This window comes from Frankia sp. BMG5.60, assembly GCF_059428125.1.
In genome coordinates this window covers 5,311,854-5,327,374 of the sequence record NZ_CM182091.1, presented here as the reverse complement: position 1 = coordinate 5,327,374, position 15,521 = coordinate 5,311,854, and the positions used below count along the sequence as shown (strand labels likewise).

Sequence of the window (15,521 nt, the reverse complement as noted above, 5' to 3'; positions counted from 1 at the left end):
GCCTACTCAGGGTGCTTGCCGGGCGCGAGGCCGGCCCGGATGCAGGCGAGGAGCTCCTCGATGTCCACGGGCTTGGTGACGTAGTCGGTGGCCCCGGCGTCGAGGCACTTCTGCCGGTCGTCCGGCATCGCCTTGGCGGTGACGGCGATGATCGGCAGATCGGCGAACTGGGGCATGGCCCGGATGGCGGTGGTGGTGGCGTAGCCGTCCATCTCGGGCATCATCACGTCCATCAGCACGAGATCGATGCCCGGGTTGGACTGCAGCGCGTCGATGCCCATCCGCCCGTCGGCGGCGTGGATCACCCGCAGCCCGTAGAGGTCGAGGATGCTCGTGATGGCGAAGACGTTGCGCACGTCGTCGTCGACCACCAGCACGGTGCGCCCGGCGATCCCGGGGGCGGCAGCCACCTCCGCCGCGGACGGGTCCGGATCGACGGGGACCGCCGCCGGTTCCGCCGGTGCGCTCGCGGTCACCAGGTGGAGCCCCGGCTTCGACTCGTCCGCCGGCGGGAGGAGGTCCACCGGCGCCGCGTCGGGGAGCGCAGCCCGCTGGGAGGGGGGAACGGTCGCCGGGGCCAGCCGATCGGCGGAGGGCTGGGGGCCGTCGGGCGGTGTGGGCACGGCCGGGGCCATCGGCAGTCGGAGGGTGAAGGTGCTGCCCCGCCCGAACTCGCTGCGAGCCTGGATCTCCCCGCCCAGCAGCGTCGCCACCTCGCGGCAGATCGACAGCCCGAGGCCGGTGCCGCCGTAGCGGCGGCTGGTGGTGCCGTCGCCCTGCTGGAACGCCCCGAAGATGCGTTCGAGGTTCTCCCCCGCGATCCCGATGCCGGTGTCGGACACCGAGAACAGCACGGCCTGCCCCGATGCCCGCCCGTCGGCGCCGGACGACGTGATGGCCAGGTCGACGCTGCCCTGCTCGGTGAACTTCACCGCGTTGGACAGCAGGTTGCGCAGCACCTGGGCGACCAGGTGACGATCGGTGCGCAGCCGGGCGGGGAGGTCGGGCGCCATCGCGACGGTGAAGCGCAGGCCCTTCTCCGCGGTGATCGGCGAGAAGGTGGCCTGGACGTCGTCGACGATGTCGCCCAGGGCGACCTGCTCGACGTGGATGTCCATCTTCCCGGCCTCGACCTTGGACAGATCGAGGATGTCGTTGATGAGCTGCAGCAGATCCGAACCCGCGGAGTGGATGACGTGCGCGTACTCGACCTGCTTCGGTGACAGGTTGCGGGTGGGGTTCTGCGCCAGCAGCCGGGCCAGGATCAGCAGGCTGTTCAGGGGTGTGCGGAGCTCGTGCGACATGTTCGCCAGGAACTCCGACTTGTACTTCGAGGCGAGGGCGAGCTGGCGGGCCCGCTCCTCCAGCTCCTGGCGGGCCTGCTCGATCTCGAAGTTCTTGACCTCGATGTCGTGGTTCTGCCGGGCCAGCAGGGTGGCCTTCTCCTCCAGCTCGGCGTTGGAGAGCTGGAGGTCCTCCTGCCGGGACTGCAGTTCCTCGGACCGCGCCCGCAGCTCGGACGCGAGCCGCTGGGACTCGTCCAGCAGGGCGTCGGTGCGGGCGTTCGCGATGATCGTGTTGACATTGACGCCGATGGTCTCCGTGAGCAGGTTCAGGAAGTCGTGGTGGACCTGCGTGAAGGGGCTGAAGGAGGCGAGCTCGATGACGCCGAGCACCTGGTCCTCGAACAGGATCGGCAGCACGATCAGGGCGACCGGAGCCGACTGCCCGAGGCTCGAGGCGATCTGCAGGTAGTCGGCGGGTGTGTTCGCGACGACGATCGTCCGCTTCGTCCGCGCGGCCTGCCCGACGAGGGACTGCCCGAAGTCGAACCGGCGCGGAACGTCCCGTGCAGCCTGGTAGCCGTAGCTCGCGATCAGGTTGAGCGCCGGCCGGTCCACCCCCGACTCGGCGAGCAGGAAGGTGCCGTACTGGGCGTCGACCATCGGCGTCAGCTCGTCGATGACGAGCTGGGCGACGGTCTGCAGGTCGCGGTGGCCCTGCATCAGCCCGCCGATGTGGGCGAGGCTGGTCTTCAGCCAGTCCTGTTCCTGGTTCGCGCGCGTCGTCTCGCGCAGCGAGCGGACCATCGCGTTGATGTTGTCCTTGAGCTCGGCGACCTCGCCCTGGGCGTCGACGTCGATCGACCTGGTCAGGTCGCCGGTGGCGACGGCGCTGGTGACGGCGGCGATGGCCCGGACCTGCCGGGTGAGGTTCCCGGCCAGCTCGTTGACGTTCTCGGTGAGGCGCTTCCAGGTGCCCGAGAGGCCCTCCACCTCGGCCTGGCCGCCGAGGATGCCGTCCGTGCCCACCTCGCGGGCCACCCGCGTCACCTCGGCCGCGAACGAGGACAACTGGTCGACCATCGTGTTGATGGTCGTCTTCAGCTCGAGGATCTCCCCGCGGGCGTCGACGTCGATCTTGCGGGTCAGGTCGCCCCGGGCGACCGCCGTCGTGACCTGGGCGATGTTGCGAACCTGGCTGGTCAGGTTGTTCGCCATGAAGTTGACGTTGTCGGTGAGGTCCTTCCAGGTGCCGGACACCCCCTTCACGCTCGCCTGACCGCCCAGGCGGCCGTCGGTGCCGACCTCGCGGGCCACCCGCGTCACCTCGTCGGCGAAGGCACCGAGCGTGTCGACCATCGTGTTGATCGTGGCGGCCAGGGCGGCGACCTCGCCCTTCGCCTCCACCGTGATCTTCTGGGACAGGTCGCCGCGGGCGACGCCCGTGGCGACCTGCGCGATGGACCGGACCTGCGCCGTCAGGTTCGAGGCCATCACGTTGACGTTGTCGGTGAGGTCCTTCCAGGTTCCCGACACACCGCGGACGTTGGCCTGGCCGCCGAGGTTGCCCTGGGTGCCGACCTCGCGGGCCACCCGGGTGACCTCGTCGGCGAAGCCCGAGAGCTGGTCGACCATCGTGTTGATGGTCTCCTTGAGCTCGAGGATCTCGCCGCGGGCGTCGACCCGGATCTTCTGCGACAGGTCCCCCCGGGCGACCGCCGTGGTCACCTGCGCGATCGACCGGACCTGGCTGGTCAGGTTGCCGGCCATGACGTTCACCGACTCGGTGAGGTCACGCCACGTACCCGAGACGCCCTTGACGTCCGCCTGCCCGCCGAGCCGACCGTCGGTACCGACCTCCCGGGCCACCCGGGTCACCTCGTCGGCGAACCCCGAGAGCTGATCGACCATCGTGTTGATCGTGCTCTTGAGCTCCAGGATCTCCCCCCGGGCGTCCACGGTGATCTTCTGCGACAGGTCGCCCTTCGCCACCGCCGTCGCGACCTGCGCGATCGACCGGACCTGGCTGGTCAGGTTGCCGGCCATGACGTTCACCGACTCGGTGAGGTCACGCCACGTACCCGAGACGCCCTTGACGTCCGCCTGCCCGCCGAGCCGACCGTCGGTACCGACCTCCCGGGCCACCCGGGTCACCTCGTCGGCGAACCCCGAGAGCTGATCGACCATCGTGTTGATCGTGCTCTTGAGCTCCAGGATCTCCCCCCGGGCGTCCACGGTGATCTTCTGCGACAGGTCGCCCTTCGCCACCGCCGTCGCGACCTGCGCGATGTCGCGCACCTGGCCGGTCAGGTTGCCGGCCATGGCGTTGACGTTGTCGGTCAGGTCCTTCCACGAGCCCGAGACACCGGGCACCTCGGCCTGGCCGCCGAGCTTGCCCTCGGTGCCGACCTCGCGCGCCACCCGCGTCACCTCGGAGGTGAACAGGGCGAGCTGGTCGATCATCCCGTTGAAGACCGTGGCGATCTCGTCGAGCAGATCGTCACCGACCCGGGGCAGGCGGGTACCGAAGTCGCCTCCCCGCACGGCGGTGAGCCCGGCCAGGAGCTGCCGCAGGGCCGGATCATCCAGCCTCGCGCGCGCCGCTTCACGATCCGTGACCTCGGTCACCGTTGCCCTCCAGCCTGTCGCCCACGGTGCCCGCCCCTCCGGGAGCCGTCGCGGTCGATGTCCAGATCCGTTCGAAGCTTCTGCAGTAGGGTAAGGGCGACAAGACCGGCGTCCCGGCCATACACCCTTGTGTTGGTGAACGGCCTGCGCTCGGGGTGGACAAGGAGACACGGTCGTGGGCTCCGCGCAAGGCAGCGCCGGCCGATCCGGCCCCGCCGCAGGGATGCTGAGCGTGATCGCCCGCCAGCAGCGGCAGCTCGCGGAAGCCCAGTCACGCACCGCATCCGACGCCCTGATCGACGTCGCCATCGGGGTGCTCGTCGAGCGGTTGCAGTGTTCGGTGGCCGAGGCCGGCGAGCAGCTTCGCGGCCTCGCCTCCGCGGCCGGGGTGGCCCCGGCCGACTTCGCGGCCGAGGTGCTCGGCCAGGCCCCGGGCGCGTCCCCCCGGCCGGCGCTCGACTCCGATGCCCGCCGCCGCTCCTGGCTGGCGCAGGCCGCCGTCGGCCACGCCACCGACGGCTGCCCGGTCGCGCAGGCCGTCCACGACGAGGTCCTGGCCCCGCTGGGGGCCGTGGCCGTGGCCTTCTGGCTGCTGGAGCCGGACGGCGCGCTCACCCTGGTCGGGGAGGCCGGCCTGGGTCCGCTCGACGCGAGCCGCTGGCAGCGGATCCCGCCGCAGTTGGACTGCGCCGCCCAGCGCGCCGCCCGTCTCGGCGCGCCCCAGTGGTGGCCGATCGGATCCCCGCCGGAGCCGGCGGTCGGCACGGAGGGCACGGCCAGCTCTGGGGGCCCGGCGGGCACGGAGGGCACGGCCAGCTCTGGGGGCCCGGCGGGCACTGACGGGCCAGCCCGGCTGGGTCCCTGGCAGGGAGCACGTGCGGCGATGCCGTTCCGGCGGGCCGGCGCTGTCGTCGGCGCCATGGAGGTCTGCTGGCCGGCTCCGCGCGCGCGGTTCGGCGAGGGGCTACGGCGCGAACTCACCGCACTCGCCGACCTCTGCCTGCACAGCCTGCGGCCGGCGAGCGGACCCGGCAGCACGCCCGGCGCCGCGGCGGCGCAGACCCCCGAGGGCTTCACGACCCTGGCGGCCAGGGTCGCCTGGCTGCCGGCGTTGCTCGACGCCGTGGGCGGGTCGGTGCTGCTGGCGCAGGCCGTGCGCGCCGAGGACGGCGAGGTGCTCGACTTCCGCATCGACCACGTCGGTGAGGGCTTCCGGGATCCGGGCGGGCGCCCACCCGCCGAGCTGCGCGGGCGCGGCCTGCTGGAGCTCTACCCCCTCCTCGGTGCCGACGCGGGCCTGTTCGGGCGCGCGGTCGAGGTCCTGCGCACCGGCGAGCCGTACCGCGCCGACGGCACCGTCCTGCTCACCCTGGTCGACGACGTGGTCGTCGGCGAGGAGGTGGACGTGCGCATCGCCCGCCTCTTCGACGGCGTCGCCATCGGCTGGACCGTCGGCGAGGCGAGCGAGGGCGAGTATTCCCTGCTGCGCGCCGTGGAACGCCTCGGCCGGTTCGGCGCCTGGCAGGAGGAGATCCGCACCGGCGCGGTCCGCTGGACCCGGCACACCTACGAGCTGTTCGGCCGGGCCCGCCACGCCCCGCCCATCCCCCTCGACGATCTCCACGCGCACGTTCATCCCCAGGACCGGGCGGCCGTCGACCAGCTCCGCGACGCGCTGCTGCGGCTGAAGCGCTCGGCCACGGTCTCCTTCCGGGTCCTGCTCCCCGACGGGACGATGCGCCAGCTCCGCGCGCTCGCCGAACCCGTGACCGACACCGCCGGGGCGCTGGTCGCGGTCCGCGGCGTCTACCAGGACCTGACGAGCCACTACCGCACGCAGGTCGTCCTCGACGCCACCCGCCACCAGCTCGCCGACTCCGAGGCGCGGGCCGCCGGCCAGCACCGCCTCGCGCTCACCCTGCAGCGGGCGCTCCTGCCCGGCTCGGACGAGGCCGTCGAGGCCAGCGGACTCGCGGTCGCCGTCCGCTACCGCCCGGCCGAACAGGAACACCTCGTCGGCGGCGACTGGTACGACGCCGTCACCCTCCCCGGCGGCGACGTCCTGCTCGTCGTGGGTGACGTCGCGGGCCACAGCATCCGGACCGTCTCCGGCATGGTGACCCTGCGCAACAGCCTTCGCGGCCTGGCCGTCACCGGCGCGGGCCCCGCGCACCTGCTGCACTGGCTCAACCGGGTCACATACCACCTGACGGACGACATCACCGCGACCGTCGTCTGCGGGCTGTACCGACCGTCGGACCACACGCTGCGATGGGCCCGCGCGGGGCATCTGCCCCCGGTCCTCGTCCACGGCGGCTCCGCCAGCACGCTGCCGCAGCCCGAGGGCCTGCTGCTCGGCGTCGAGCCCGACGCGACCTACGAGGAGGCGATCCACCACCTGGCCCCCGAGGACCTCCTCCTGCTGTTCACCGACGGCCTCATCGAACGCCGCGGCACCGGACTGGACACCTCGCTGGGGGCCCTGCTGGAGATCGCCGCCCAGCGCCAGCCCGACGTCGCCCGGCAGGCCGACCACGTCCTCGCGCACACCAGGCCCGACACCGACGACGACACCTGCCTCATCGTCATCCAGCGCCGCGACCACCGAGCCTGAGCAGCCAGCGACGCCCGGACAATCGGGTCACCAGTCGCACACGGAGACGTGCCGAGGCTTAGGCACGGTTTCAGGCCGAAAAACCGTACCGAAGCCTCGGCACGATCTGGCCGCGATCTGGCCGCGATCCGAGCCGGCGGGCGGCGGTGGCGCGACGGCACGGCAGACGGCGGCGGGGCGGGGCGGCACGGCAGACGGCGGCGGGGCGGGGCGGCACGGCAGACGGCGGGGCGGCGGGGCGGCACGGCAGACGGCGGGGCGGCGGGGCGGGGCGGCAGACGGCGGGGCGGCGTTGTGCCGGGCCTGCAGTTCTGAGACGGTCAGACCCGTGCCAGGACCGGCGAGACGAGCGGCCAGGCCAGCGGCCGGGAGAAGCCTCGCGTTGGCGCGGGCCTGCCATGTGGAGCCGACGGTCGCGGTGACGCTGTTCGCGACGGCGCTCGCGGCCGCCGGCGGTCGCACGAGGGCCGGGGTCGTGGCGGTCGCGGCGGCGGTCGGGACCGGTCAGCTCTCGGTCGGCTGGAGCAACGACCTCGTCGACCGTGGCCGGGACGCCGCCGGGGGCCGGACGGACAAGCCGATCGTCGTCGACGGCCTGGCGCCGGGGACGGTCGCCGGGGCCACTGCGACGGCGCTGGTCGCGTGCGTGCCGTTGTCCTTCCTCTCCGGCGGACGGGCGGGGTCCGCCCATCTCGCCGCGGTCGCGGGCGGGTGGGCGTACAACCTCGGGCTGAAGGCGACCCCGCTGTCCGTCGTCCCGTATGCCGTCTCGTTCGCGCTGCTGCCCGCCTCCGTCGTCCTCGGGCTGCCCGGCCATCCCACGCCGCCGTGGTGGCTGCCGCTGGCGGGGGCGCTGCTCGGCTCGGGCGCCCACTTCGCCAACGTTCTGCCGGACCTCGATGCTGACGCCCGCACGGGGGTACGCGGGCTGCCGCAGCGCCTCGGCCCGGCCGGTGTGCGAGCGTCGGCGGCGCTGCTGCTCGCGGCGGGGTCGATCGTCGCGGTGCTCGGCCCGGGTCATCCACGAGGCTGGCGGGTGGGGGCGCTGGCCGCGGTGGCCGGGTTGACCGGGCTCGGCCTGCGCCTCGGCGACCGGCACGCCTTCCGCGCCGCGATGGCCGTCGCCGCGATCGACGTCGCGCTCGTCGCCGCCGGCACCCGCCCGGCCTGACCCCGACACCGCCCAGCGCAGCCGACACCGCCCAAGCCAGCCGACACCGCCCAGGCCAGCCGGCACCGCCCAGGCCAGCCCGTACCGGCCCAGGCCAGCCCGCACCACACAGGCCAGCCCGCACCAGGCAGGTCAGCCCGCACCAGGCAGGTCAGCCGACACCGCGCAGGTCATTGGATCGGGGCGGGCCGACGATTACTCTGAGCACAAATCAGAGCACAGACCGCGTCGGACCGGTCGCCGTGTCAGCCGCGGACAACGGATTCTCCAGACCAACCGGGAGACATGTGGACAGGTCGACGGGCCGACCGGCATCGATCCCGACCGGCGCCGTGGTCGCGGCGCGACGCGGGCCGCGGCGGGCCCGCAACGATCCCGCCCAGTACGACGATCTCGCCGCCGAGTGGTGGCCGACGCACGGCCGGTTCGCCGCGTTGCGCTGGCTCGCCGAGGCCCGTGGCCGGCTCATCCCGGACCCGCCGGAGCCCGGCGCCGCGCTGCTCGACCTCGCCTGCGGCGCCGGGCTGCTCTCCCTGGCGCTGACGGGCCGGCTCGCCGGCTGGCGGCACGTCGGCGTCGACCTGTCCTCGCCGGCGCTGCGGCAGGCCGCCGAGCACGGCGTCGCGGCGGTCCGGGCCGACGTGCGGTGCCTGCCGTTCCGGGACGGGCAGTTCCCCTGCGTCGTCGCCGGCGAGCTGTTCGAGCACCTCGAGGATCTGGACGCGGCCTGCGCGGCGATCGCGCGGGTGCTCGCCCCGGGCGGGACGCTCGTCATCGACACACTCGCCGACACCCTGTTCTGCCGGGTGGCGCTGGTGGGCGTCGCCGAACGCCTTCCCGGGGGGCCGCCGCCACGCATCCACGATCCTCGGCTGCTCGTCGCGCCCGACCGGTTGGCCCGCGCGCTGGGCGGCTGCGGCATCGAGATGACGGTCGTGGGCGGCCTTCGCCCCTCGCTCGTCGACTACGCCCGCTGGCTGGCCCGCCGGGCCGACTCGGTGCGGATGCTGCCGACCGGCTCCACCGCCGGCGTCTACCAGGCGGTCGGAACCAGGATCGAGACCGGGAGGGACGACCGTTGAACGCCACGATCCCGGCACCTCGCGGCCCGGCCGTCGACGGCGCGCGGCTCGCCGGGGAGGTCGTCGACGCGCTCGCCGCCCGTGCCGGCGCCGCCGACCGGGACGGGGAGCTGCCCGTCGCCGATCTCGACGATCTGCGCGCCGCGGGGCTGCTTGGCCTGCTGGTGCCCACCCGGCTTGGCGGGTCCGGCGGCGGCTTCGCCGACTGGGCCGACGCGGCGCGGGTGCTCGCCGCGGGCAGCGGCGCGACCGCCCTGGTACTGAACATGCATACCTCCGTCGTGGGGGCGTTGGCCGGGACGCCCGACGGGCTCGCCCGCGCGATGGGGGCACCCGAGTCGTTCTTCGCCGCCCGCGACCGGACGCTGGCCCGCGCCGCGGCCGGGGAGTTCATCGCCGTCGCGATGAGCGAGCGGGGCGCCGGATCCCGGCTGTCCGAGCTGCGGACCCGCTACCGGCACGAGGACGGCGGCTACCGCATCACCGGGGTGAAGTCGTTCTGCTCGGGGGCGTCCCACGCGGACGTCTACTTCGTCGCCGCCCGCGCCGACGACCCCACCGCGGACGCCGGGCGGGTCAGTCATTTTCTCGTCCCGCGTGGGGCCGGGGTGAGCGTCGAGCCGGCCTGGGACACCCTCGGCATGCGGGGCACCGGCAGCCACGATGTGCGCCTCGACGTCTGGGTGCCGGCGGATGCGCTCGTCGGTGGCCTGGAGGGGCTCAGCCTGCTGGTGGCGCAGGTCATGCCGCAGTGGCTGGTCGCCTCCTACGCCGCCGTCTACGCCGGGGTCGGCCGGGCCGCGTTCGACGCGGGGCTCGCGTACGCCCGCGCCAGGCGCACGGCCGGGATGCCGGGCGGCCTCGCGGAGCTGCCCGCCGTGCGGGCCCGGTTCGGCCATGCCGACGCGGCGCTGGCCGCGCTGGACGCGGTGGTCGACGAGTGCGCGCGCCGGGTCGACGCCGACCCGGGCTCGGCGTCGACGAACCGGTGGGTGTGGCGGGCCAAGCTGCTCGCCGGACGGACCGCACAGGACGTCGCCGCCTCGGTCGTCGAGGCGTGCGGAAGCGCCGTCACCCGCCGCGGGCACCCGCTCGAACGGCTCTACCGCGACGCGCGCTGCGGGTCCCTCCAGCCCGCGACGACCGACGTCTGCGCCGACTGGCTGGGGCTCGCGGCGCTGGGCGGCGACCCGGAGGCGGACGCGGACGTGGCCCGGTGGTGAGCGCCGGAACGCCCAGTACCGGAACGCCCAGTACCGGAACGCCCAGCGCCGCCGTCATCACGGGCATGGGCGCGGCGTTTCCCGGCTCGCTCGACCAGCAGAGCCTGTGGGACGAGGTCTTCGAACGGCGGTACCGGGGTGACCGGCTGGCCCGTCGGCTGTTCCTCGGCGCCGGGGTGCGGACCCGCCACGGGGTGGTGGACCCGCGGCGGGAGGATGTCAGCGACTGGTCGACGGCCGCGCGGATGCGCCGCTACGTCGCCGAGGCGCCCCCGCTGGGCCGCCGCGCGGTCCGGGGCGCGCTGGCGGACGCCGGGCTGAGCGCCGCCGAGGTCGGGCTGTTCGTCGTCGTCTCCTGCACCGGCTACGCGACGCCGGGTCTGGACATCCAGCTCGCCCGGGAGCTCGGCATGCCGGCGTCGGTGCGCCGCCTGCTGATCGGGCACATGGGCTGCTACGGCGCCATTCCGGGGATGGGCGCGGCGGCGGACTTCGTCCGGTCCCGCCGGCTGCCCGCGCTCGTGCTCTGCGTGGAACTGACCTCCCTGCACATCCAGCCCGAGCAGCCGCACCGGGACCTGGAGCAGGTCGTCGCGCACGCCCTGTTCGGCGACGCCGCGGCGGCGATCGTGCTCGTCCCCGATGCCGCCCACGGCCTGGAGGTGCTCGACACCACCGCCGCCACCGCCCCGGACAGCGAGGACCTGATGACCTGGCACGTCACCGACCACGGCTTCCGCATGGGGCTGTCCCGCCAGGTGCCCGACGTCCTCGCGAAGCACGTCGAGGAGGCGACCGCCGCGCTGCTGGGGCCGATCGCCGCGGACCCGGGCGACGTCGACGGCTGGGCCGTGCACCCCGGCGGCCCGCGCATCCTCGACGTCGTCGAGGAACGCCTGGCCCTGGCGCCCGCGCAGACCGCAGTGGCCCGCCGCGTCCTCGCGACCCGAGGCAACTGCTCGTCGGGCACCGTCCTGCTCGTCCTCGACCAGATCCGTGGGGACCTCGCCGCCGGGGCGACCGCCGTCGCGATGGCGTTCGGCCCGGGCCTGACGCTGTGCCTCGCCGCGCTGCGCCGCAGGTAGCGACTGTCCTCACCGGAGCGGGTCACAGCGAGTTACAGGTACTCATCCGCGCACAAAGTTCGCCCAACATGCCGTGTATGCGGACTTTTTCGATGCTAACGTCCGTATCCGCGCAGCCATGGTGGCTGCGACCTGGCTCCTGACCTCGGGAAACGGCCGCGGATGCGCGCCTGCTCGCGTGGGCTGCCGCCGACCACCGGCCACCCCGTGCCGGTCGTCCCGGGGACGGAGGCCGCCTCGCACCAGAGGAGATCTGATGGCGGAAGTGACCCTGCGTCGTCGCACGATGGGCGGTGCCGTCGTGCTGGGGCTGAGTGCCCTGCTGGCCGTTGCGGTACCGGGAACCGCGCACGCCAACACCGTGGGCGTCACGGTGAAGACACCCGGCGCCACCAGCGGGCCCGGTTCGACCTTTGCCGAGATCTCGACCCACGCCGACTGTTCCAGCGGCCTCGCCGCCGGCGGCGGCGTCAACCAGGCCATCGGCACCGGCATGGCGTCGAACGGCAACCACGTGATGGGCACGGAGCCCAGCTCCGACGGCAGCAGCGAGTACACCGGCACCACCGGCGTCGTCGGCAGCGACGTGACGCACTGGCTCGGCATCGGCGGCACCGGGGGCGCGACCGACGCCTCCTTCTCCACCACCCCCTACGCGACCTGCCTGACCAGCAACCTGGTCAACCACACCCAGGTGGTCATGAACAAGGCCAGCGGCCCCTCGGCGGCGTCGACGGTCAACCTGGTGGTGGCGACCTGCCCGGCGAACACGATCCTGCTCGGCGGTGGCGCGCGCACCACCCCGGCGAGCATCGGCAGCCTCAAGCCGATCGCCAGCTTCCCCACCTTCAACGACGCCGCCCATGACTACGGCCAGAAGGCGGCGGCCGACGGGGCGACCAACCCGAACTCCTGGGCAGCCGTCGGGTGGAACGGCGGCGGAGGCGGCACCAGCAACGTGACCTACGCCTACGCGATCTGCAGCGGCAGCGGCATCAACGTCAGCGGGGCCACCGTGAAGGTCCGCTACAGCGAGGTGAGCGGGCCGACCTCGGCGACCACCGGCCAGACGGCCACGGTCGGCTGCGGCGGCGGGGACGGGAAGCTGATCAGCGGCGGCGCCGCCATCAGCGGCGGCAGCGTGACGACCACCGACTTCACCGGCCCGGGTTCGGGCGGCGACCACCTCAACGGCAGTTTCCCCAGCACCTCCGGCGGCAGCCCCGTCAGCGACGGGACCACCACCGCCGCCTACTGGACGGCCTTCAGCCACACCGGCGGCGCCAGCTCGCCGAGCACCTACACCGACGCCTGGGCGCTGTGCGCCGACGACGGCGTCTGACCGTAAAAACTCTGACCGTAAAGGCGATGTCGATTCCCTTGAACCGTCGTATCACCATGCCCAGAGGCAGGCTGGCCGCAATCGTCGGCGCGGCCGGTGTCCTCGCCGTCGCCGTCGCGGCGCCCCCGCCCGCCGTCGCGGACGCCGCGGGCGGGACAGCCACCTGCGGGGCGACCGGCGTCCTGACCACCTCCCCACCCACCTGCGCCTACACCACGGCGGGCACGGACACGTTCACCGTGCCCGCCGGCGTGACCAGCGTGCGCATCGACCTGTTCGGCGGCGAGGGCGGCAGCGCGGCCGGCTTCGTGGCCCCCAACCCGCCGAACACCGGCGCGCCCGGCGGCCTCGGCGGCGAGACCAGCGGCACCCTGGCCGTCAGCCCCGGGCAGGTTCTCCAGCTCACCGTCGGCGCCGCGGGCGTTCCCGGGACGTCGCGGCATGGCGAGTTCGCCCGGCGCGGCGGCATCGGCCACGGGGCCGGCGGCGGCGGGGCGCACGGCGGCGGCGGTGCGGGCGGCGGTGGCTCGGACGTGCGGGTCGGCGCCTTCGGCGCGGCCGACCGGGTCCTGGTGGCCGGCGGCGGGGGCGGCGCCGGCAACGGCGGGCCGCTGCTGCACGGCGGCGACGGCGGCGGGCTCGCCGGGGCGGCCGGCGGCCAGGGCGGCGGCCCGGAGGGTTCCGGGGTCGCCGGCGGCGGCGCGACGCAGACCGCGCCCGGCACAGGCAGCCCGAACTCGGCCAGGGGCGCCCCGGGAACCCCGGGCGGCGACATCGATCCCTGGACCGGCGAGCCCAATCCGGGCAGCGGCGGCTCCGGTGGCAACGGCGGCGGGGGCGGCAACGGTGGCGGCGGGGGCGGCGGCGGCTACTACGGCGGTGGCAGCGGCTCCGGCGGCGGTGACCCGGGCAACTTCTACGGCGCGGGCGGGGGCGGCGGCAGCGGCTTCGCGGCACCCACGGTGACCGACGCCGCGCTCGTCGGGGGCGTCACCCACGGCAACGGTCGCGCGACGGTGTCGTTCCGCTACGGCGCCTCGGTCTCGGTCGCCGCCAGCACGACCACGCCGCTGTTCGGCCAGACCGTCACCCTCACCGCGTCCGTCACCGGCGCGGACCCGGCCGCCGGCACTCCCGGCGGGACGGTCACCTTCCTGGACGGCTCCACGACCCTGGCGACGGCGTCGCTCAGCGGCGGGCAGGCCGGCGTCAGCGTCAGCGGCCTCCAGCCCGGCACCCACGCGATCACGGCCAGCTACGGCGGCGATCCGGCCTTCGCACCGGGCACCACGGCCGGATCCACCGACGTCACCGTCGGGTTCAGCCAGCCGTGCGTCACGACGACGCGCACCGGACCCCTGACGGTCGCCGCCGGCCAGGCGCTGTGCGTCGGACCGGGCGGCCGGCAGGTCGGCCCGGTCACCGTCCGCTCGGGCGGGGCCCTCGCGCTCACCGGCGCCGAGGTCACCGGCCCGGTGTCCGCCGAGGGCGCGCTGGCCCTCACCGCCTGCCGGTCGACGATCACCGGCCCGGTGACGGTCCACGCCACCGGCGGCTACGTCCTGCTCGGCGCCGACGCCGCCGACGTCACGCCCTGCGCGGGCAACACGCTGCGCGGCCCGCTGACCGTGGACGCGAACACCGGGGGCCTCGAGGCCTCCGCGAACACGATCACCGGGCCGGCCCGGATCACCGGCAACAGCGGCAGCGGCCCACTGCCCGACGACGCGGTGCCCGAGTTCCGCGACAACCACGTCACCGGCCCGCTGAGCTGCACCGGCAACCAGCCGACCCTGGCGCAGACGGGCAACGTCGTGACCGGCCCGCGATCCGGTCAGTGCGCCTGACGCCTGCCCCAACCTCGGCCGCCCGACGCTGGTGGCGACCCGCGTCGGGCGGCCGAGCACGTCTCACGTACCGCACTTCCCTGCCTTTCCACCGCCCTACACGCCCGATTCGTCCCGGCGGAAGGGCAAGGTTCGCCTGTCACAGTTCCTGGCGTGAGCCGCTGGGCACCGCCGCCCTGCTCCCGAGCAGCAGTGCGAGAAGCCGGCCGCGGAGGCCGGGGCGGCGCGGATCGTCGTGACCTGAAACGATGGGTCCACCACCGTGGGCGGTCGTCGCGGCCGGCTTCACCGGCCCCGCCGCCGAGGTCCCCGTCCGAAGGAGTCGTCCCCTTGACCGACGCCCGCACCGTCATCGCCAGCCTGCGCCGCTCGCACGAGCGGCTGCGCGCCCTCGCCGGGCCGCTCGATGCCGAGGCGGTGCGGGGGCCCTCCTACGACGATGAGTGGACGATCGCCCAGGTGCTGTCCCACCTCGGGTCCGGCGCCGAGATCGGCCGGCTCGTCCTCGACGCCGCCGTCGCCGGGCAGGACGCCCCCGGCCAGGACGCGTTCGTCGCCGTCTGGGACACCTGGAACGCCAAGACCCCGGACGCGCAGGCCGCCGACGCGCTGCCCGCGGATCTGGCCCTGGTCGAGGCGTACGAGGCCCTCGACGACGCCCAGCTCGCGGGCCTGCGGGTCGCGCTCGGGCCGATGAACCTCGACGCCGCCGGGGTCGTGCGGCTTCGGCTGAGCGAGCACGCCGTACACACCTGGGACGTCGCGGTCATGCTCGACCCCGCCGCCACCGTGGAGGCGGCCGCCGTCGACCTGCTCATCGACGGTCTCGGCATGATCGCCGGGTTCGCCGGCAAGCCCACCAGCCCCGCCCGGATCCACGTCACCACCACCGACCCGGACCGCGAGATCGCCCTCGATCTCGGCGACGCCGTGCACCTGGGGCCCTGGGACGGGCAGGCGCGGCCCGCCCGGCTCCGGCTGCCGGCCGAGGCGCTCCTGCGGCTGGTCTACGGCCGTCTCGACCCCGCCCACACCCCGCCCGCCGAGGCCGACGGCGTGGACCTCGACCTCCTGCGCGCGGCGTTTCCCGGCTTCTGACCTCCGCCGCCGATCGACCGGCACGCGTAGCCGCACCACACGCGTGCATCCGGGCTGCTCAGATCGCCGATCTGTCGCCATTTACCTATCTCGCGTTACCTATCTCGCGAAACGCGAACCGTCACGGGGAATTTCTGTGGCAGACGGC

At 74.4% G+C, this 15,521-nt stretch carries 9 protein-coding genes; 8 read left to right on the top strand and 1 reads right to left on the bottom strand.

Annotated features, from left to right (window positions below; genetic code table 11):
* Positions 1 to 2 precede the first annotated feature (2 nt).
* Positions 3 to 3,911, bottom strand: coding sequence for a HAMP domain-containing protein (locus tag AC5R91_RS21875; RefSeq protein WP_495393191.1), 3,909 nt, complete (start codon positions 3,909 to 3,911; stop codon positions 3 to 5).
* 175 nt (positions 3,912 to 4,086) lie between these two features.
* Between AC5R91_RS21875 and AC5R91_RS21870 the strand changes: the two genes are divergently transcribed.
* From AC5R91_RS21870 to AC5R91_RS21835, 8 genes are all read left to right on the top strand, one after another.
* Positions 4,087 to 6,525 carry a SpoIIE family protein phosphatase gene (locus AC5R91_RS21870; RefSeq protein WP_495393190.1) on the top strand — a complete coding sequence of 813 codons (2,439 nt, stop codon included), beginning with the start codon at positions 4,087 to 4,089 and terminating at the stop codon, positions 6,523 to 6,525.
* A 328-nt stretch (positions 6,526 to 6,853) separates the two neighbouring features.
* Positions 6,854 to 7,696: a UbiA family prenyltransferase gene (locus tag AC5R91_RS21865; protein ID WP_495393189.1), complete on the top strand. Its 843-nt coding sequence runs from the start codon at positions 6,854 to 6,856 to the stop codon at positions 7,694 to 7,696.
* Between the two features lie 287 nt (positions 7,697 to 7,983).
* Entirely contained in the window at positions 7,984 to 8,778 is a 795-nt protein-coding gene (locus tag AC5R91_RS21860; RefSeq protein ID WP_495393188.1) for a class I SAM-dependent methyltransferase, read from the top strand.
* The gene (locus tag AC5R91_RS21855; RefSeq protein ID WP_495393187.1) at positions 8,775 to 10,001 is read left to right on the top strand and encodes an acyl-CoA dehydrogenase family protein; all 1,227 of its coding nucleotides are present in this window, start codon (positions 8,775 to 8,777) and stop codon (positions 9,999 to 10,001) included. Before AC5R91_RS21860 ends, AC5R91_RS21855 begins: the two co-directional genes overlap by 4 nt.
* A complete protein-coding gene (locus AC5R91_RS21850; protein ID WP_495393186.1) occupies positions 9,998 to 11,086 on the top strand; it encodes a type III polyketide synthase in 1,089 nt (362 codons plus the stop codon). Before AC5R91_RS21855 ends, AC5R91_RS21850 begins: the two co-directional genes overlap by 4 nt.
* A 256-nt stretch (positions 11,087 to 11,342) precedes the next feature.
* Positions 11,343 to 12,428, top strand: coding sequence for a hypothetical protein (locus AC5R91_RS21845; RefSeq protein ID WP_495393185.1), 1,086 nt, complete (start codon positions 11,343 to 11,345; stop codon positions 12,426 to 12,428).
* 56 nt (positions 12,429 to 12,484) lie between these two features.
* A complete protein-coding gene (locus AC5R91_RS21840) occupies positions 12,485 to 14,275 on the top strand; it encodes an Ig-like domain-containing protein (RefSeq protein ID WP_495393184.1) in 1,791 nt (596 codons plus the stop codon).
* A gap of 330 nt (positions 14,276 to 14,605) precedes the next feature.
* Positions 14,606 to 15,373 (top strand): maleylpyruvate isomerase N-terminal domain-containing protein, encoded by a 768-nt coding sequence (locus tag AC5R91_RS21835; RefSeq protein ID WP_495393183.1) that lies wholly within the window; start codon positions 14,606 to 14,608, stop codon positions 15,371 to 15,373.
* The last annotated feature ends 148 nt before the right edge of the window (positions 15,374 to 15,521 follow it).

What these genes read in the sequence shown, in the direction of transcription:
- AC5R91_RS21845 (WP_495393185.1), top strand. Translation starts at nt 11,343, where the DNA reads ATGGCGGAAGTGACCCTGCGTCGTCGCACGATGGGCGGTGCCGTCGTG.
- AC5R91_RS21840 (WP_495393184.1), top strand. Translation starts at nt 12,485, where the DNA reads ATGCCCAGAGGCAGGCTGGCCGCAATCGTCGGCGCGGCCGGTGTCCTC.